This window comes from Oscillibacter sp. ER4, from assembly GCF_000765235.1.
In the GTDB taxonomy this organism is placed as follows: Bacteria; Bacillota; Clostridia; order Oscillospirales; family Oscillospiraceae; genus Hominicoprocola; species Hominicoprocola fusiformis.
Genome location: NZ_JPJG01000022.1, coordinates 22,059 through 39,544, shown reverse-complemented (window position 1 = coordinate 39,544; position 17,486 = coordinate 22,059). Strand labels below are relative to the sequence as shown.

The following is a 17,486-nucleotide window of genomic DNA, read 5'->3' as shown; positions in this document are numbered from 1 at the left end:
TCATGAAATCATGATTGGCTATTTTCATCCGGCCATAATTGGCGATTTCCGCCCGGCCCGGAATGGCTAATTCCGCCCGGCGCTAACATCGGGATCGTAGGTGGTTTTTCTACCGTCCTGGGACCGTCCTTTGTGCAGGACATTGGGATCGCCTATAATAACACCACATGGACAGCCCTGGCCCAGGCCATGTCCACCGCCGCTTGCGCCCCGATTCTTGGAAAAGTGGGAGATGTAATCGGACGCAAAACCACCCTTCTTTTGGGAATTGCCGTATTTACATTGGGCAATATCCTGTCGGCGCTTGCAAACTCTCTTTTGTTTATGCTGGCGGCACGGTTTATCGTAGGCATTGGTACTGCTGCCATGACGCCGGTGATCATGGCATATATCGTTACCCAGTTTCCTCAAGATCAGATAGCAAAGGGTTTTTCTCTCTATATGCTGATCTCCAGTGCGTCGGTTATTTTGGGGCCTACGCTGGGTGGCTTGATCATCGCGGCCTTTGGCTGGCGTACCATGGTGTGGGTATGCGTTGCCATCTGCGCCGGTACCTTCGTTGCCTGTCTGATAACTGCCGGAAAAGAAGAGACCCAGCGGCAAAGCCTTCAGAATTTCGATGGTTTTGGTGCCGCACTGGTGGTCGTATTCTTCAGCCTGGTGCTGTGTATTCCTTCCTTTGGGCAGAATTTCGGGTGGACATCAAAGGCATTCCTGGGCGTAATGGTTGCAGCAACCATTAGCTTGGTAGGTTTGATTACAGCCGAAAGAAAAGCAATTCATCCCATCCTGCCCGGCAGGTTCATGATGCGAAGTGCCTTTATCCTTAGCGTCCTTACGTTGTTTCTGACCCAGGGACTGATGCAGGCGAATATGACCAACACCATTGTCTTTGTGAACTATACCCAGCCAGACAACTCCGCTGTCTCTGGCTACGCAATTTCCGTGATGTACCTGGGAATGTCTTTGGGCGCAGTGATCCTGGGACCGTTGGCAGACCGGTTTGAACCAAAGCGTGTACTGATAGGATCACTGCTGCTGACAGGTTTCGGCTGTGGAGTCTTGTTTTTGTTTTCCGAATCAACTTCTGTCCTGCTTCTGATGGCATCTTTGGGCATTCTTGGCTTTGGTCTGGGTGGAAACGGAACAATTTTTATGAAAGTGGCACTGTCCGGACTGCCTCCGCAGGAGGCGGGAGCAGGCACGGGCACCTACGGCCTATTTCGGGATCTTGCGGCGCCCTTTGGTGTGGCAGTGTTTGTGCCGCTGTTTACCAATCAGATCACAAGTTTGATAGCGGGCGGAGTCAGTGAAACCAATGCAGCCGTCCAATCAATTCATGCGCTGGCGGTCGCGGAGCTGCTGTGCATCGCTGTCGGTATTGCCGCTGTATTCTTTTTGCCCAGAATTCGCAACAAAGGAGAGGAAACATGAGATTAAACGATAAGATCGTATTGGTCACCGCGTCCACCCGAGGTATCGGTCTTGCCTGTGTGAAGGCCTGCGCAAAGGAAGGTGCCATCGTTTATATGGCGGCCAGAAATCTGGAACGAGCGCAAGAGATCGCAGATAATCTGAACGCGGAGGGTGGTAATGTAAAATGCGTATTCAACGACGCGACGAACCCGGAAACCTTTTCCTCCATGGTTGAGGATGTTGTAAAGGATGCAGGCAGGGTCGATGTGCTGGTCAATAATTTTGGCACCTCAAACCCCGGTAAGGATTTGGATTTTGCCAATACCGATCCCTCTGTCTTTTTGGATACCGTGAATCTGAATCTGCGAAGCGTCTTTGTGGCAAGTCAAGCAGCTGCGAAGTACATGTCGGCACAGCCAGGCGGCAGTATTATAAACATTTCATCCGTAGGCGGTATTGTCCCTGACATTTCTCAGGTGGCTTACGGAACAAGCAAAGCGGCGATCAACTATCTTACCAAGCTGATCGCCGTCCATGAAGCAAAGAATAAAATTCGTTGTAATGCAGTGCTGCCGGGGATGACTGCGACAGAAGCTGTAGAGACGCACCTGACAGAAGAATTCCGGAACATGTTTTTGCGGCATATTCCCCTTGGTCGGATGGGACTTCCGAAGGAAATCGCAGCGGCAGTGGTGTACTTGGCAAGCGATGAAGCAGCCTACACGACCGGTCAGATCTTGGCAGTGTCTGGCGGTTTTGGGCTGGCGACCCCGGTATATGGTGACCTGTCCGATAAAAAGCTTCGGCGGTAAACGGATAAATGTCGAAGCGGTGAACCTCACCGCCGAGGTTTGCTAAGCATATACTGCGAGCAGCTGTGCGTTTTTTGATCCGCTTAGAATTATCCTATTGATGAACACCTTAAAAAATACAGTGAAACCCACTTCTTATTGTGGATTACACCTTGTTACAGAATAGAGTCCCTTGCTTGCTGCTTGCAAACCATTGATTTTACTGGATTTTGCCAGATCCTTTAATGACACTCCGACCAAAATGTGTTGATGAAAGATGCAACGCAGAAAACGCCGCGCGAAAGTGCGGCGTTTTCACATATAATGCGCCACTTTTAGAATGAAAAAGTTGCAAAAACTCGATTTTTCAAAATTTCGTTTTTGCCCAGCGAGAGGCGACATTTTTAAGATGCGCCCTGCCGAATTTATGGTCTGGTGTGACTCGAACGCCGAGGCTTAAAAAAGAATAAAGAATAAGAAGGCAGGCCGCCGTTCGGCTCCCTATGTGGGAGCCGACGGCGGCCTTTTTCGACTCATTGGTGCTTATGCAGCTGTCCGCTGTCGTGAAAAAAACGAAAAAGGAGGAACCGACGCGATGAAAGAGAAGAAAAGTCCTTCACCGCCCAGCCTCCCTCCTGACGCCCAAAGGGAGATCCTGGACAGGCTGTCCGCGGAGACCCGAATCAGTTCTCAGGAGATCGCCGCTATTTTGAAGCGGCACGGCGTCTGCGGCGATATGGACGCCTTGCAGGACGCCTATCGGAAGCGGCTGGGCCAGCGTCTCATGTCCACCATTCGGGATGAGACCGGCAAGCGTGAGGTGCTGGCCGCCAGTGGCGGCGAGTACGTCATCGTGGATTGCTGCAACGATCCGCAGAAGCTGAAGACCATTCGGCACCGCATCCAGGCGCAGATGAACGGACTGGATGTGTCTGCCGGAAAGGTGCGCAAGCGTGTTCGTTTTCTGGAACGCTTCGCTTCTTGGGTGAGGAAGGAGACCTCGGATGGGGCGGCGTAAATTGTCAGCGGCGGATATCTACTGTAAATTCGCGGCGCAGCTGGATGAGGATGGCTTTCGGCTGTATCACGCCGCGCAGCGGATCACCGGCTTCCAGCCCTATGACGCTTTCCCCTATGAAGATAACCGGGGCGCGTTTGAGGCAGCGGACGGACATACCCTCCTGCGCTATCTGGAAGCAGCTCATTTCGATGCTGTCACATGGGAGATCGTCCCCGGCACCACCTATGAACGGGCCATCCTCGGCAAAGTAGACACCGCTACACCGGAATACCGCGCGTTTCGTGAAGCAATCTGTACGGACGCGCTGGGGCGCATGGGGTTGGGGCATCTCCTGAAAACAAAGGAAAAAGAAGTGAAAGAGGTGGGACATGAACGATAACATCACCGAGATCAACAAAGACACCTTCTGGAAGCTGATCCAGAGTGCAAAGGAGACCTGCGGACAGGATATGGACGCTATGATGGACTTCCTGAAAGACCGGCTGGTATCCATGGGGCCGGAGCAGGCACAGAACCTTCACGACATCCTCCACGCCTATGAGGATCTCGCGGACAAGTTCGGACTGTGGGACGCCGCCGGGGTCATGAAGGGATATGGCTGCAGCGATGACGGCTTTATCGACTTCCGTGCCTGGCTCATTGCCCAGGGAAGGGACGTCTATCTGTCCGCGCTGGCAGACCCGGACTCTCTTGCGGAGGTCATCCCCTACGGGGACTGCTGCTTTGAGACGCTCAGTTATGTGGGAGATTATGCCTATGAGCAGCTCACAGGCAAAAGCGCTTATGACCAGACGGATTGGGCAAGGTATGAAATGCTGCTGGCAGAGCTGGAACAGGATATCGTCTATAAAGGCGGTATTGAATTTCCCAGAGAGGGACCGGAACTGAAACAGTACCTGCCACAGCTCTGCGCGGCGCATCCGGGCTGGGATGGCAAGACACGCTGGAATGTGCAGCAAATGTTTTGGAGTCCCGCAATCAAGACGAAGGCTGTTCCTTATCGGATATCTTGATCCCCGATGCGCCGGGAAAATATTACCTGTCTTCGGCACAGGTGGAAAAGCTCTTGTACAAGTCCTCGGAGGGCCGCAAGGCTCCCGGATCTATGACGCAGACGGAGTAGCCTGCACCCAGACTGCCGGCGCTGGTGGCATGGGCGGGAAGACCGGATTGTATATCATCCCGCCCAAGGGGCCGTTTGTGGATCTGTGCGCGGGAATCCCCGTACGGACGGATACCGCCCGCTGCCTCACGGCCCGGTATGGGCAGACGACTCTCTCCAATCATCGGGCGGAACGCTCCGGCGTCCTGCTCATCAAGGAGGCGACCAAGAAGGGGTACAAGGAGGCTCAACCCGGCGATACGGTGAACCTGGGCTACGCGGGCAGCAACACTCGCCGCGGGCGCGTTGGGCGTGATATTGCCCATACGCTGGAAACCAGCTGTATCCAGGGAATTGTAGAAAATGGCGGACGCATTCGCCGTCTCATGCCCCGCGAGTGCCTGCGGCTCCAGGGTTTTGAGGAATGGCAAATTGACCGCATCCTCGCCATCCAGTCCGACGCGCAGGCCTATAAGCAGGCGGGCAACAGTGTTACGGTCAATGTAATTGAGGCGATTGCCAAGCGTATCCAGGCAGTGGACGAGGAATTGAAAGCAGGTGCCGCAGCATGATCGGAATGAAGGATTAGTGCTTTGGCGTTGAGGTCGAGATGACGGGACTCACTCGCAGGCAGGCTGCGCAGGCGCTGGCCAATTATTTTGGCACAGAACCTTACTATGTGGGAGGCGGATATGATAAATGGAGCGTGAAAGACCCGGATGGCAAGGCATGGAGCATCATGAGCGATTCCAGCATTGTTACGGAAATGAAAACTGAAAGCGGGTATACGCGCACCAGCGACATCGAATACCGGGTTGAGATGGTAACGCCAAAACTCACCTACGCGGAGCTGCCCAGGCTTCAGGAGTGTGTCCGACAGGTGCGTCATGCCGGGGCCAAAGTCAACAACTCCTGCGGTATCCATGTTCATGTGGACGCCGCCAACCATAACCGCCAGTCCTTAAAAAACCTTCTGAGCATCATGTACTCTAAAGAAGATATTCTGTTCAAGGCGCTGCAGGTTAATGAGCGCCGCGCATCCCGCTGGTGCCAGAAGGTGCGGGAGCCAATGCTAAAGGAAGCACGCAAACTCTCCTCTGATGAAACGAAAAACTTCACAGCGCTGGAAAGTATCTGGTATGAAGGGAATATCTCTGACCGAGAACACTACAACTGGACCCGCTATTATGCCCTGAATCTGCATTCTGTGTTTTATAGAGGAACCGTTGAGTGGCGTTGTTTCAACTCGACGCTCCATGCCGGAAAGGTCGCGGCCTATGTGAATTTATGCCTTGCCATGTCTGCCCAAGCCATTAACCAGCGCAGCACCGTCATGCGGAAAACCCACAGCGACAACGAACTGTTCACCTTCCGCGTCTGGCTGGTGCGACTGGGACTCAACGGTGGCGAGTTCAAAAATACCCGTAATCATCTGCTGGCCAATCTGGAGGGTGATCGGGCATGGCGCTATGACAAGGATACTTATGCCCATCACGCTATGATGCTGGGCTATGCCGACGAGGAAGTGAACCGCTTTTTTGCCAAGGCTCTTTTTGCCGTGGGCGAGGACTGGGATATGGACGCGCTGCTGCCCATCGTGATGGAAGTGGGCGAGAAAAACCTCCAGTGCATGGCGCTTCTGGATAAGGCCAACACCGAAAGCTACGGTACGCCCGCGCCTGCCACAGTCCCGCTGACGGTGGAGAAGGGGCCGTTCATCGTCATCACCGGCCACGATCTCCACGATTTGAAACTGCTGCTGGAGCAGGCCGAGGGCAAAGGCGTCAACATCTACACCAACGGTGAAATGCTGCCTGCCCACGGCTATCCGGAGCTTAAAAAATACCCACACCTCAAGGGCAACTTCGGCACGGCGTGGCAGAACCAGCAAAGAGAGTTTGCCGGCATCCCCGCGCCGGTGCTGTTTACCACCAACTGCCTGATGCCGCCGAAAGCAAGCTATGCCGACCGCGTGTTCACCACGGCGGTGGTATCCTACCCGGAACTGACGCACATCGGCGAGGATAAGGACTTTACCCCTGTCATCGAAAAGGCATTGGAGCTTGGCGGCTACAACGAGGACAAGCCGTTCAGCGGTATCAACGGCGGCGGCACGGTCATGACCGGCTTCGGTCATGGCGCGGTGCTTGGCGTGGCGGATCAGGTGATCGAGGCGGTAAAGAGCGGCGCGATCCGGCACTTTTTCCTGGTCGGCGGCTGTGACGGAGCCCGTCCCGGACGGAACTACTATACTGAGTTTGTCAAGCAGACGCCTGCCGATACCGTGGTGCTGACGCTGGCCTGCGGCAAATACCGCTTCAACGACCTTGACCTCGGGACCATTGGCGGCCTGCCTCGACTCATGGACGTGGGCCAGTGCAACGACGCTTATGGAGCTGTCAAAATCGCGCTGGCGTTGGCGGAGGCGTTCGGCTGCGGCGTGAACGATTTGCCGTTGTCCATGGTTCTTTCGTGGTATGAGCAGAAGGCGGTGTGCATTTTGCTGACGCTGCTGTATCTGGGGATCAAGAATATTCGCCTTGGCCCCACGCTGCCGGCGTTCGTTTCGCCCAATGTGCTGAACTACCTTGTAGAAAATTTCGGCATTGCTCCTATCACCACCTCGGAGGAGGATTTGAAACAGCTTCTCAAATAACAGCGCCTCAGGCGGCGGTGTAAGGGAACGTGACTCCCTTGACGGAACGATGTGACGATGCATAAAAGGATTGAGATTGCAGTGATTTTTGAAATGAATATTGCTTTTTCCTGTCTAAAGCGCTATAATCGGTATATACCGAAAACAGAAGGAGGAAGGCGTCCATGCCAAGACCGCCACGGTGCCGTCGGATTTGTGACGTACCACAAGTTGATACCTTCTGCCCCAACGGGTGCGAGAATACCGAGCCGATCCTGCTGACGCTGGACGAGTACGAGGTCATTCGGCTGGTTGACTTGGAGCAGCAAACCCACGAGCAATGTGCCGCGCAGATGGACATTTCCCGCTCTACCGTGCAGGAGATTTACGAAAGCGCACGGCGCAAGATCGCAGTGTGCCTTGTCCACGGGAAACCGCTGCACATCACCGGGGGAAACTACCGCATCTGCGGAGGACAGGAGGCAGCCCACTGCGGCCGCTGCTGCCGGATGCAGAGAACCAACACAGAAAAATCCAACGAAAATTGCAAAGGAGATTCCATTATGAAAATTGCAGTTACCTATGAAAACGGTCAAATCTTTCAGCATTTCGGCCACACCGAGCAGTTCAAGCTTTATGAAGCTACGGACGGCAAAATCGTCCATGCGGAAATCGTTGATACCAACGGCAGCGGTCACGGCGCACTGGCAGGCTTTCTGATGCAGAACGGCGTGGACACTTTGATTTGCGGAGGCATCGGCGGCGGTGCGCAGGCAGCTCTGGCCGAAGCGGGCATCAAGCTCTACGGCGGTGTCAGCGGGGACGCTGACGCAGCGGTGAACGCATTGCTCAGCGGAAATCTGGGCTACGATCCCAATGTTCACTGTGACCACCATGACCATAAGCACAGCGAGGAAGGTCACACCTGCGGTGACCACGGCTGCGGTAAGCATAGCTGCCATTGATATGGAACGCACACTGACACAACTTCCGTTCTGGTCATCCTTGACCGAACAGGAGCAAGAAATGCTGCGCCGAAGTGCCTTTGTCCGTCATTATGAAAAGGGCGCATTTGTTCACAGCAGCGACAATGAATGTCTCGGAATGATGTTCGTCCTTTCCGGTGAAATTCGCACCTATCTTCTCTCCGAGGAGGGTCGGGAGATAACGCTGTTCCGCCTGTATCCGGGCGAATTATGCGTGCTTTCTGCCTCCTGTGTGATCAGTCAGATCACCTTTGATACGCAAATGACCGCGGGAATGGATACGGAGGTTCTGATTATCCCTGCAAATGTCATCGCTGTGCTCAAGGAGCAAAATCTTCATGTCCGCTGTTTCCTCTATGAGCTGGCAACGAAACGATTTTCTGATGTGATGTGGGCGATGCAGCAGATCATGTTCAAGGGTTTGGATCGGCGGCTGGCAGATTTTCTCCTGGCCGAAGCGGAGCGTACCGGCTCCGATACCATACGCATGACCCATGAGCAGATTGCCCAGCACATCAGCTCGGCGCGGGAGGCGGTGGCGCGGATGCTCAAGAGCTTCTCGGAGGACGGGCTGGTGGAGCTGAAGCGTGGTGCGATCACGCTGCGGGATACAGAAGGATTGAATCACTTAAAATGAAAATATTGTTTTTAACACGAATCCGTGTTATAATATGAGCAAAAGAAGCTGAAAGGAGCATCGACCATGAAGGAAACGAAGTACACAGGCACCCAAACCGAAAAAAATCTGATGGCTGCCTTTGCCGGTGAGTCCGAGGCACGCAACAAGTACACCTATTTTGCGTCCAAGGCCAAGAAGGAAGGCTACGAGCAGATCGCGGCGTTGTTCCTCAAAACCGCTGACAACGAGAAGGAACACGCTAAGCTGTGGTTCAAAGAACTGAACGGCATCGGCGACACCGCCGAAAATCTTCTCTCCGCCGCTGAGGGCGAGAACTACGAGTGGACGGATATGTACGACGGCTTCGCCAAGACTGCTGACGAGGAGGGTTTCCATGAGCTGGCCCAGCGTTTCCGCCTGGTAGCCGCCATTGAAAAGCACCATGAGGAGCGCTACCGTGCCCTGCTGCACAATGTGGAGATGGCGGAGGTCTTTGCCAAGAGCGAGGTCAAGGTGTGGGAGTGCCGCAACTGCGGTCACATCGTCGTGGGTGAGAAAGCCCCGGAGGTTTGCCCCACCTGCAATCATCCCCAGAGCTACTTTGAAATTCACGCGGAGAATTATTAAAGAAAGAAAAGGAGAATCATCATGGAGCAGAAGTTTTACATTTGCAAGCATTGCGGCAACATCATTGCCAAGGTCAAGGATACGGGCGTTCCCGTCATCTGCTGCGGTGAGCCGATGAGCGAGATCATCCCCGGCACCACCGACGCCGCCGTGGAGAAGCACGTCCCCGTCTGGACTGTGGAAAACGGCATCGTCCATGTCAAGGTCGGCTCCGTGGAGCATCCCATGCTGCCGGAGCACTACATCGAGTGGGTGTCCCTCCACACCAAGCAGGGCAACCAGCGCAAGGAACTGCACCCGGGCGAGAAGCCGGAGGTCTGCTTTGCGCTCTGCGAGGGCGACGAAGTCGAGGCGGTCTACGCCTACTGCAACCTCCACAGTCTGTGGAAAGCGTGATCGTTCCGCGCATGGTATCTTAGAACCAACATAGAGAACTGAATGTCGTGTATTGCAGGCAGGAGGCAAACAAGTCATGAAAGCACATAAATATTGGTCAATCGGAGCGGTAATTACCATGTTTGGAACTTTTTGCACTGGATATAAAGGCTCAAAAACAGCGCATAAGTACCTTGCGCTTAGTTCCTTGATCTGCATGGTTATGGCAGTATATACGGGTCATAAAATGATTTCAGGGAATAAGAAAACAAAGAGAGTAAAACAAGCGGAAGCTGTGGATATTCTTTGAGTAAGATAGGAATCGTTATTGTTTCTGATGACGATAAAGTCGGGCTAATGTTGTGTGCGAAATAAAAAACATCAAAGGAGAATTTCATTATGAAATATGTATGTGATGTGTGTGGTTGGGAATACGATGAAGAAAAGGGCTATCCGGAAGGCGGCATTGCACCGGGTACAAAATGGGAAGATATTCCGGATGATTTTGAATGCCCCTTATGTTCAGTTGGCAAAGATCAGTTTTCTGTGGCTGAGTAAGGAAGCACAACAAAACCTATAAACAAAGAGCCGTGAAGCAGTATGTAAGATCCCGCTTCACGGCTCTTTCTCGCTTATATAAAAATTTGCCGTAACGTGACCTCGTCACAGAAAAATGCTTTGCCATGCGGTATGATAAAGCCACGATAAAGAAAGAGGTGGCGAACATGAAAATCAAGCTCAATCCCGATCAGGAGATTGTCAATACCATCCGGGAAGGACTCAAGCGCACCGGCGGATACTGCCCCTGCCGCAGGGAGCGCACGGAGGCTACCAAGTGTATGTGTCAGGAATTTAAGGATCAGATCGCTGACCCCAATTTTGAGGGCTACTGCCACTGTATGCTCTATTACAAATCCTTGCAGGATTAAGGGAGGAACGCTATGCTGTCAAAGAAACTGGCTGCCGTAGATCAGACGCGGTGTGTCGCCTGCGGTGTGTGTGAAAATACCTGCCCCTTGGGGGCTGTCAAGGTGCGCCGTGGCTGCTACGCCGCCGTGGAGGCGGAACGCTGCGTAGGCTGCGGCAAGTGCGCAAAGCTCTGCCCCGTCGGCTGCATTGAGGTGAAAGTGAGGGCTGACGCATGAAAGCAAAGCATTGGTACGATTACCTGTGGGTATATGCCATCATCTATTTTGCACTGGGCTTCTTCAACATCCTGTTTGCATGGCTGGGCATGATCGATTTTCTCTTGCCGCTGTTCTTAGCCATCTTCGGCGGGAACAAATTCTTTTGCAACCACCTCTGCGGACGGGGTCAACTGTTCAGCAAGCTGGGAACTGACCTGAAATGCTCCCGCTGCAAGCCCACGCCCCGCTGGATGTCCTCCAAGTGGTTCCGCTACGGCTTTTTGATCTTCTTCCTGACCATGTTCGGAAACATGGTGTTCCAGACCTATCTGGTCGCTGCGGGTGCTGCGTCCCTGCGGGAGGCCATTAAGCTGTTCTGGACATTCCGTGTGCCGTGGGGCTGGACTTATACAGCCGGTACAGTCGCTGATTGGGTGGCGCAGTTCAGCTTCGGCTTTTATAGCCTCATGCTGACCTCTCTGCTGCTGGGTCTGATCGTTATGGTGCTCTACAAGCCCCGCACATGGTGTGCCTTCTGCCCCATGGGGACTATGACCCAGAGTATTTGCAAGCTGAAAAACAAAAACTAACAATATACAAACGAAAGGAGTCATTCTCATGGCTGAACTGAAAATTACTGCTGCGAATTTTGAAAATGAGGTACTGCGTTCCGACAAGCCCGTCCTGCTGGACTTCTACGCCGACTGGTGCGGACCGTGCAAAATGCTCGCTCCCGTGCTCCACGAGATTGCTGAGGAAAACGCCGGCACCCTCAAGGTGGGCAAGATCAATGTGGACGAGCAGATGGAGCTGGCAATGCGTTTTCAGGTATCCAGCATCCCGATGCTGGTCGTATTCAAGGATGGAAAGGCCGTTGCCAAATCGGTCGGCTATCGGCCTAAGTCGGAGATTGCCGCCATGGTGGAGGGCGCAAGATGAAAGTTGTGATCGTAGGCGGTGTGGCGGGCGGTGCTTCTGCCGCCGCCCGCATCCGCCGTTTGGATGAACACGCCCAGATCATCATGATCGAACGCAGCGGCTATGTGTCCTATGCCAACTGCGGCCTGCCGTATTATGTGGGCGGTGTGATCAAAGAGCAGGAAGAACTGACGCTGCAAACTCCGGAGAGCTTCTGGGATCGTTTTCGCATTGATGTGCGGGTACGGCAGGAAGTAACTGCGATCAATCCCACAGAGAAAACCGTCACCGTTCACGCATTGGATAGTGGAAAGGTCTACACGGAAACCTATGACAAACTGCTCCTCGCACCCGGCGCAAAGCCGACGGTTCCTGCGCTTTCCGGCGTCAGCAGCGAGCGTGTTTTCACGCTGCGCACCGTGGAAGACACCCTCCGCATTCGGCGCTTTGTACAGGATCAGAAGACGAAAACTGCTGTTTTGGCTGGCGGCGGCTTTATCGGTCCGGAAATGGCGGAAAACCTTGCAGAAATGGGTGTTTCCGTCACCATCGTTCAGCGGCCCAAGCAGCTATTAGCGCCGCTGGATGCGGATATGGCCAGCTTTGTCCATGCGGAAATGCGCAGACACGGCGTGGCTCTGCGGTTGGGTGAAACCGTCACCGGATTTCAACAGAACGGAGATTCCGTGCTGACCCTGTTGGAGGGTAGTGAGCCGCTACATTCGGATATGGTGCTGCTGGCCATCGGTGTTACCCCGGATACGCATTTGGCAAAAGAAGCCGGACTCAGGCTTGGTATTCGTGGCAGCATCGCTGTCAACGAGCGGATGGAAACCTCCGTACCGGACATCTACGCTGTGGGCGATGCCGTAGAGGTCACCCATTTCGTGACCGGCCAGAAAGCATTGATCTCGCTGGCAGGGCCTGCCAACAAGCAGGGACGCATTGCCGCTGACAATATCTGCGGCGGCAACAGCCGCTTTACCGGCTCTCAGGGCTCGTCTGTTCTGAAGCTGTTTGGCTTGACAGCAGCCTCCACGGGAATCAATGAAAAGGCAGCGCAGGCAGCAGGGATCACTTACGACAAAGTCGTATTGTTCCCAGCATCCCACGCCACCTATTATCCCGGCGCACAGTCTATGGCAATGAAGGTACTATATGAAAAAGAAAGCCTGCGGCTGCTGGGTGCACAGATCGTTGGCGGCGACGGTGTGGACAAGCGCATTGATGTACTGGCAACGGCCATTCGCGCAAAAATGACCGCTTTGGAACTGACGGAGCTTGACCTTTCCTATGCGCCGCCCTATTCCTCCGCCAAGGATCCGGTAAACATGGCCGGTTTTATGATCGAGGATTTGGAGAGCGAGAAAGTGCGGCAGTTCCATTGGAATGAGGTTGAGGACTTGCCTTGCGATGGCAGTGCGACGCTGCTGGACGTCCGCACGGCGTGGGAGTATCAGCGGGGCCATCTGGATGGCTTTCGGAATATTCCCTTGGACGATCTGCGGGAGCACTTGGACGAGTTAGACCGTGGTAAGCCTGTTTATGTGAATTGCCAGACAGGGCTTCGCAGTTATCTGGCCTGCCGGCTTTTGACGCAGTATGGTTTTACCTGTGCCCATCTCTCCGGCGGATACAGCTTTTATCGGGTCGTAACAAAAGAGCAGCAGACAGCGCGGAGCGCCTATCCTTGCGGAATGGAGAAACTATGAGTGAAAATCTATTTGGCTTGACGGTTGCGGCGGATAAAGGCTTGGATGATCTGCAATGCCAGCGCCTTTTAAGTGAAAATCGCAGGTATCAGGAAGTCATGCTGCAATACCGCTGCGCACTGAAAGCCCTTGAAAGCCGGTTGGAAATTTTGAATGAGGAATTTTCATTGCAGCATGACCGCAATCCGATAGAAAGTATGAAAAGCCGCTTGAAGTCACCGTCCAGCATTATGAATAAGATGCAGAAACGCGGACTTCCTCTGGATTTTCCGACCATGCAGGCAAATATCATGGATGTTGCCGGTGTGCGTGTGATCTGCTCTTTCGAGGAGGAAAGGAACATGGCTTTTCGCTGAATGGAAAGCGAAGCTGACCCGGGCTGGGGCGGTCTGTGTTAAAGCGATATTTTTTCGGAAATTATCTTGACAAAATTTGTCAAGATTGATATGATGGCACTAACAAGCAAGCGAAAAGAGGATGCGGAGCATGATCATCACCAAAGAGACGGACTACGCGCTGCGCATTTTGCGGGTGCTGCTGGACGGGGAGAAGCATTCGGTGGCCGAGATGTCGGAAACGGAATTGATCCCCAATCAGTTTGCCTACCAGATCCTGCGCAAGCTCTCCGCCGGCAATTTGGTGCGGGTGAGCCGCGGCGCTCTCGGCGGCTGCGAACTGTCCTGCGACCTGGACGCGACCTCCCTCTACGATCTCATGGGGGTCATGGGGGAACGGGGCGTCCTGTGCGCCTGCATGGAGCCGGGATTTGAGTGCCGCTGGCAGGACGAGCACGGGCGGTGCGCCATCCACTATCAGCTGGCGGCCTTGCAGCGAAAGCAGGACGAGGCGTTCCGCGCCGTGAGCCTGCGCAGGCTGCTGACTGGCAAATCCGATCCCCAAGATACAAGCGAGCTGTAAAATTTTAAGAGGAGGTACCCGTATGCTGTTTCAAACCACGGCGGCGCACGAAGAGCTGCGCGCGAAGATCCGGAGTTTTGCGGAGGAGGAGATCAAGCCCCTCGCATTTTTAATGGATCAGAATAATGAGTTTCCCGAGGAGGCTGTCAAGAAGCTGGGGAAGCTGGGCTGGATGGGCATTCCCTACCCTAAGGAGTACGGTGGCGCCGGTCTGGACGCCCTGAGCTACGCCATCGCGGTGGAGGAGCTGGCCCGTGTGGACGGCGGCGCGGGCGTTATCCTCTCCGCCCACGTCTCCCTTGGCTCATGGCCCATTTTCGCCTACGGCACTGAGGAACAGAAGAAGAAATACCTGGTTCCGCTGGCCAAGGGCGAGAAGATCGGCGCCTTCGGCCTCACGGAGCCCAACGCCGGATCCGACGCCGGCGGCACGGAGACCACGGCGCTGGATAAGGGGGACTACTACCTCCTCAACGGCGGCAAAATCTTCATTACCAACGCCCCTAAGGCGGACACCTATGTGGTTTTCGCCGTCACCACGCCGGACATCGGCACCCGGGGCATCTCCGCTTTCATCGTGGAGAAGGGCTGGAAGGGCTTTGAGTTCGGCGACCACTATGACAAGATGGGTATTCGCTCCTCCTCCACGGCGGAGCTGATCTTCAACGACGTGAAGGTCCCCAAGGAAAACCTATTGGGCAAGGAGGGCGAGGGCTTCAAGATTGCCATGTCCACGCTGGACGGCGGGCGCATCGGCATCGCCGCGCAGGCGCTGGGCATCGCCCAGGGCGCGTTTGAGCACGCGTTGAGCTATTCCAAGGAGCGCGTCCAGTTCGGCAAGCCCATCGCGGCCCAGCAGAGCATCGCCTTCAAGCTGGCGGATATGGCCACCAAGCTGCGCTGCGCCCGGTTCCTCATCTACTCCGCGGCGGAGCTGAAGGAGCAGCACGCGCCTTACGGCATGGAGTCCGCCATGGCGAAGATGTACGCCTCGGACATCGCGCTGGAGGTCACCAACGATGCCTTGCAGATCCACGGCGGCAGCGGCTTCCTCAAGGGCATGGAGGTGGAACGGGCCTACCGCGACGCCAAGATCACCACCATCTACGAGGGCACCAACGAGATCCAGCGGGTGGTCATCGCCTCTCATCTGGTGGGCAGGCTGGGCAAGAGCTCCGGCGGCGAGAGCCGCTCGGCGGCCAAGAAACCCGCGCCCATCACCGGCATCCGCAAGAAGACCATCTTCCGGGAGGGGGATGCCGCCCAGCAGGTGGCCGACCTTGTGGCGGCGCTGAAGAAGGACGGCCACGACTTCTCCGTGGGCATCCCTATGGATACGCCCATCCCGCAGGCGGAGCGGGTGGTCTCCGCGGGCAAGGGCATCGGGGAGAAAAAGAACATGAAACTGGTAGAGTCGCTGGCCAAGGCCGCCGGCGCGGCCATCGGTTCTTCCCGCCCTGTGGCGGAGACTCTCAAATATCTGCCGCTGAACCGCTATGTGGGTATGTCCGGTCAGAAGTTCACCGGCAATCTGTACATCGCCTGCGGCATCTCCGGCGCATCCCAGCACCTTAAGGGCATCAAGGACGCCTCCACCATCGTGGCCATCAATAAGAACGGTAACGCGCCTATCTTCAAGAACTGCGACTACGGCATCGTGGGCGATGTGGCGGAGATCCTGCCCCTGCTCACCGCTGCGCTGGATAGCGGCGAAAAGCTGCCCGCGCCGCCCATGGTAAAGATGAAGCGGCCCACGCCGCCGAAGCCCGCCCCCATCGGCGACCGCTACGTCTGCAGCGGCTGCGGCTACGAGTATGTGCCGGAGTTGGGCGACGAGGACGGCGAGATCGCGCCCGGTACGCTCTTTGAGCAGCTTCCCGCCGAGTGGGTGTGTCCCGAGTGCGCGGAGACGAAGGATCAATTTGTAAAGGCTTGAGCCGTGAAGGAGGTAAGATAAGATGTATTGCGTGCGTAAAGTAACGAACGACCTCTACTGGGTGGGCGCCAACGACCATCGCCTGGCCCTGTTTGAAAACTGCTTCCCCATTCCCCGGGGCGTAAGCTACAACTCCTACTGCCTGCTGGATGAAAAGACGGTGCTCTTTGACACGGTGGACTGGTCTGCCTGCCGCCAGCTTTTGGAAAATCTGGCGTATGTGCTGGATGGCCGCGAGCTGGACTACCTGCTGGTCAACCATCTGGAGCCGGATCACGCCGCCTGCATCGAGGAGATCCTGCTGCGCCATCCCAAGGTGAAACTGATCTCCAACGAGAAGGCATTCATGCTCATGCGGCAGTTCGGCTTCCATGTGGACGGACATGAGTGCATCGAGGTGAAGGAGGGCGACACCTTCTCCTTCGGCAAGCACACCGTCACCTTTGTGGGAGCGCCTATGGTTCACTGGCCGGAGGCCATGGTGACCCTCGACGTTACCGACGGCGTCCTCTTTTCCGCCGACGCCTTCGGCACCTTCGGCGCGCTGGACGGCAAGCTGTTTGCCGACGAGGTGGACTTCGAGCGGGACTGGCTGGACGACGCCCGCCGCTACCTCGCCAACATCGTGGGCAAGTACGGCCCCCACATCCAGCTCCTGCTGAAAAAGGCCGGCGGCGTTTTGGATCAGATCAAGTACATCTGCCCGCTCCACGGCCCCGTGTGGCGCAAGGATCTGGGCTGGTTCATCGAAAAGTACGACACATGGAGCCGCTATGCCCCTGAGATCAAGGGCGTGCTCATCGTCTACGCCTCCATGTACGGCAACACGGAGAACGCGGCGCAGGCGCTGGCGGCGTCGCTCTGCGATAAGGGCATGAGCAAGGTGGCGATGTACGATGTGTCCTCCACTCATGTCTCCCAGCTGATCTCCGAGGCGTTTAAGTACAGTCACATTGTCCTGGCCTCTGTGACCTACAACCTCGGCATCTACCCCGCCATGCACGACTTCCTCATGGATATGAAAGCACTGAATCTGCAAAACCGCACCTTTGCCATCATTGAAAACGGCTCATGGGCGGTGAAGTCCGGTGACCTCATGCAGAAATTCGTCAACGATGAGCTTAAGAACATGACTGTGCTCAACGAGCGGCTCAGCCTCGCCTCGTCCATGGGTACGGATAAGCGCACTGAGCTGGAAACACTGGCGGACGCCATTCTGGAATCTATGAAGTGACTGGCAGGGAAGCCAAAACCAAGACAACAGACAACAAACAGCCCCGCCGCGTCGGCTGCAGAAAAACCG

At 55.3% G+C, this 17,486-nt stretch carries 21 protein-coding genes and 2 pseudogenes; all 23 read left to right on the top strand.

Features of this window, described 5'->3' with window-relative positions:
* Positions 1 to 69 precede the first annotated feature (69 nt).
* The 23 genes and pseudogenes from NI20_RS0104140 (at position 70) to NI20_RS0104040 (ending at position 17,417) form a co-directional block, all read left to right on the top strand.
* Positions 70 to 1,434, top strand: coding sequence for an MFS transporter (locus NI20_RS0104140; RefSeq protein ID WP_081958367.1), 1,365 nt, complete (start codon positions 70 to 72; stop codon positions 1,432 to 1,434).
* Positions 1,431 to 2,228, top strand: a complete 798-nt coding sequence (locus NI20_RS0104135) for an SDR family NAD(P)-dependent oxidoreductase (RefSeq protein WP_033120179.1) — start codon at positions 1,431 to 1,433, stop codon at positions 2,226 to 2,228. Before NI20_RS0104140 ends, NI20_RS0104135 begins: the two co-directional genes overlap by 4 nt.
* A gap of 688 nt (positions 2,229 to 2,916) precedes the next feature.
* Entirely contained in the window at positions 2,917 to 3,225 is a 309-nt protein-coding gene (locus NI20_RS0104130; protein WP_242842915.1) for a synapsin-1 (Synapsin I), read from the top strand.
* A complete protein-coding gene (locus NI20_RS0104125) occupies positions 3,212 to 3,607 on the top strand; it encodes a hypothetical protein (protein ID WP_033120177.1) in 396 nt (131 codons plus the stop codon). The genes NI20_RS0104130 and NI20_RS0104125 overlap by 14 nt, the downstream gene beginning before the upstream one ends.
* Positions 3,597 to 4,241, top strand: coding sequence for a DUF4240 domain-containing protein (locus NI20_RS0104120; RefSeq protein ID WP_052084416.1), 645 nt, complete (start codon positions 3,597 to 3,599; stop codon positions 4,239 to 4,241). Before NI20_RS0104125 ends, NI20_RS0104120 begins: the two co-directional genes overlap by 11 nt.
* Positions 4,242 to 4,380: 139 nt before the next feature.
* Entirely contained in the window at positions 4,381 to 4,902 is a 522-nt protein-coding gene (locus NI20_RS14490; RefSeq protein WP_242842914.1) for a DNA cytosine methyltransferase, read from the top strand.
* A gap of 29 nt (positions 4,903 to 4,931) precedes the next feature.
* A pseudogene (locus NI20_RS15840) lies at positions 4,932 to 5,618 on the top strand (amidoligase family protein); the annotation flags it as partial.
* Between the two features lie 195 nt (positions 5,619 to 5,813).
* A pseudogene (gene hcp / locus NI20_RS15835) lies at positions 5,814 to 6,986 on the top strand (hydroxylamine reductase); the annotation flags it as partial.
* 164 nt (positions 6,987 to 7,150) lie between these two features.
* Positions 7,151 to 7,930 carry a DUF134 domain-containing protein gene (locus NI20_RS0104105; protein WP_033120176.1) on the top strand — a complete coding sequence of 260 codons (780 nt, stop codon included), beginning with the start codon at positions 7,151 to 7,153 and terminating at the stop codon, positions 7,928 to 7,930.
* A gap of 1 nt (position 7,931) precedes the next feature.
* Positions 7,932 to 8,588, top strand: coding sequence for a Crp/Fnr family transcriptional regulator (locus tag NI20_RS0104100; protein ID WP_033120187.1), 657 nt, complete (start codon positions 7,932 to 7,934; stop codon positions 8,586 to 8,588).
* 66 nt (positions 8,589 to 8,654) lie between these two features.
* On the top strand, positions 8,655 to 9,197 hold the full coding sequence (gene rbr, locus NI20_RS0104095; RefSeq protein WP_033120175.1) for a rubrerythrin: 543 nt from the start codon (positions 8,655 to 8,657) through the stop codon (positions 9,195 to 9,197).
* A 21-nt stretch (positions 9,198 to 9,218) separates the two neighbouring features.
* Complete coding sequence (locus tag NI20_RS0104090) at positions 9,219 to 9,593, top strand: desulfoferrodoxin family protein (RefSeq protein WP_033120174.1); 375 nt, start codon at positions 9,219 to 9,221, stop codon at positions 9,591 to 9,593.
* Positions 9,594 to 9,669: 76 nt separating this feature from the next.
* Positions 9,670 to 9,882 (top strand): DUF6219 family protein, encoded by a 213-nt coding sequence (locus tag NI20_RS0104085; protein WP_033120173.1) that lies wholly within the window; start codon positions 9,670 to 9,672, stop codon positions 9,880 to 9,882.
* Positions 9,883 to 9,971: 89 nt separating this feature from the next.
* Complete coding sequence (locus tag NI20_RS14485; RefSeq protein ID WP_055200402.1) at positions 9,972 to 10,130, top strand: rubredoxin; 159 nt, start codon at positions 9,972 to 9,974, stop codon at positions 10,128 to 10,130.
* A 125-nt stretch (positions 10,131 to 10,255) separates the two neighbouring features.
* On the top strand, positions 10,256 to 10,501 hold the full coding sequence (locus NI20_RS0104080) for a ferredoxin-thioredoxin reductase catalytic domain-containing protein (protein WP_081958365.1): 246 nt from the start codon (positions 10,256 to 10,258) through the stop codon (positions 10,499 to 10,501).
* A 12-nt stretch (positions 10,502 to 10,513) separates the two neighbouring features.
* Positions 10,514 to 10,717, top strand: coding sequence for a 4Fe-4S binding protein (locus NI20_RS0104075; protein WP_033120171.1), 204 nt, complete (start codon positions 10,514 to 10,516; stop codon positions 10,715 to 10,717).
* Complete coding sequence (locus NI20_RS0104070) at positions 10,714 to 11,289, top strand: 4Fe-4S binding protein (protein WP_033120170.1); 576 nt, start codon at positions 10,714 to 10,716, stop codon at positions 11,287 to 11,289. Before NI20_RS0104075 ends, NI20_RS0104070 begins: the two co-directional genes overlap by 4 nt.
* Before the next feature lie 28 nt (positions 11,290 to 11,317).
* On the top strand, positions 11,318 to 11,638 hold the full coding sequence (gene trxA / locus NI20_RS0104065) for a thioredoxin (RefSeq protein ID WP_033120169.1): 321 nt from the start codon (positions 11,318 to 11,320) through the stop codon (positions 11,636 to 11,638).
* A complete protein-coding gene (locus tag NI20_RS0104060; RefSeq protein ID WP_033120168.1) occupies positions 11,635 to 13,329 on the top strand; it encodes an FAD-dependent oxidoreductase in 1,695 nt (564 codons plus the stop codon). The genes trxA and NI20_RS0104060 overlap by 4 nt, the downstream gene beginning before the upstream one ends.
* Positions 13,326 to 13,685: a hypothetical protein gene (locus tag NI20_RS0104055; protein ID WP_242842913.1), complete on the top strand. Its 360-nt coding sequence runs from the start codon at positions 13,326 to 13,328 to the stop codon at positions 13,683 to 13,685. The genes NI20_RS0104060 and NI20_RS0104055 overlap by 4 nt, the downstream gene beginning before the upstream one ends.
* Before the next feature lie 130 nt (positions 13,686 to 13,815).
* A complete protein-coding gene (locus NI20_RS0104050) occupies positions 13,816 to 14,247 on the top strand; it encodes an Rrf2 family transcriptional regulator (RefSeq protein ID WP_033120167.1) in 432 nt (143 codons plus the stop codon).
* Between the two features lie 22 nt (positions 14,248 to 14,269).
* Entirely contained in the window at positions 14,270 to 16,183 is a 1,914-nt protein-coding gene (locus NI20_RS14480) for an acyl-CoA dehydrogenase family protein (protein WP_081958364.1), read from the top strand.
* A gap of 22 nt (positions 16,184 to 16,205) precedes the next feature.
* Positions 16,206 to 17,417 carry an FprA family A-type flavoprotein gene (locus NI20_RS0104040; protein WP_033120166.1) on the top strand — a complete coding sequence of 404 codons (1,212 nt, stop codon included), beginning with the start codon at positions 16,206 to 16,208 and terminating at the stop codon, positions 17,415 to 17,417.
* Positions 17,418 to 17,486: the final 69 nt, after the last annotated feature.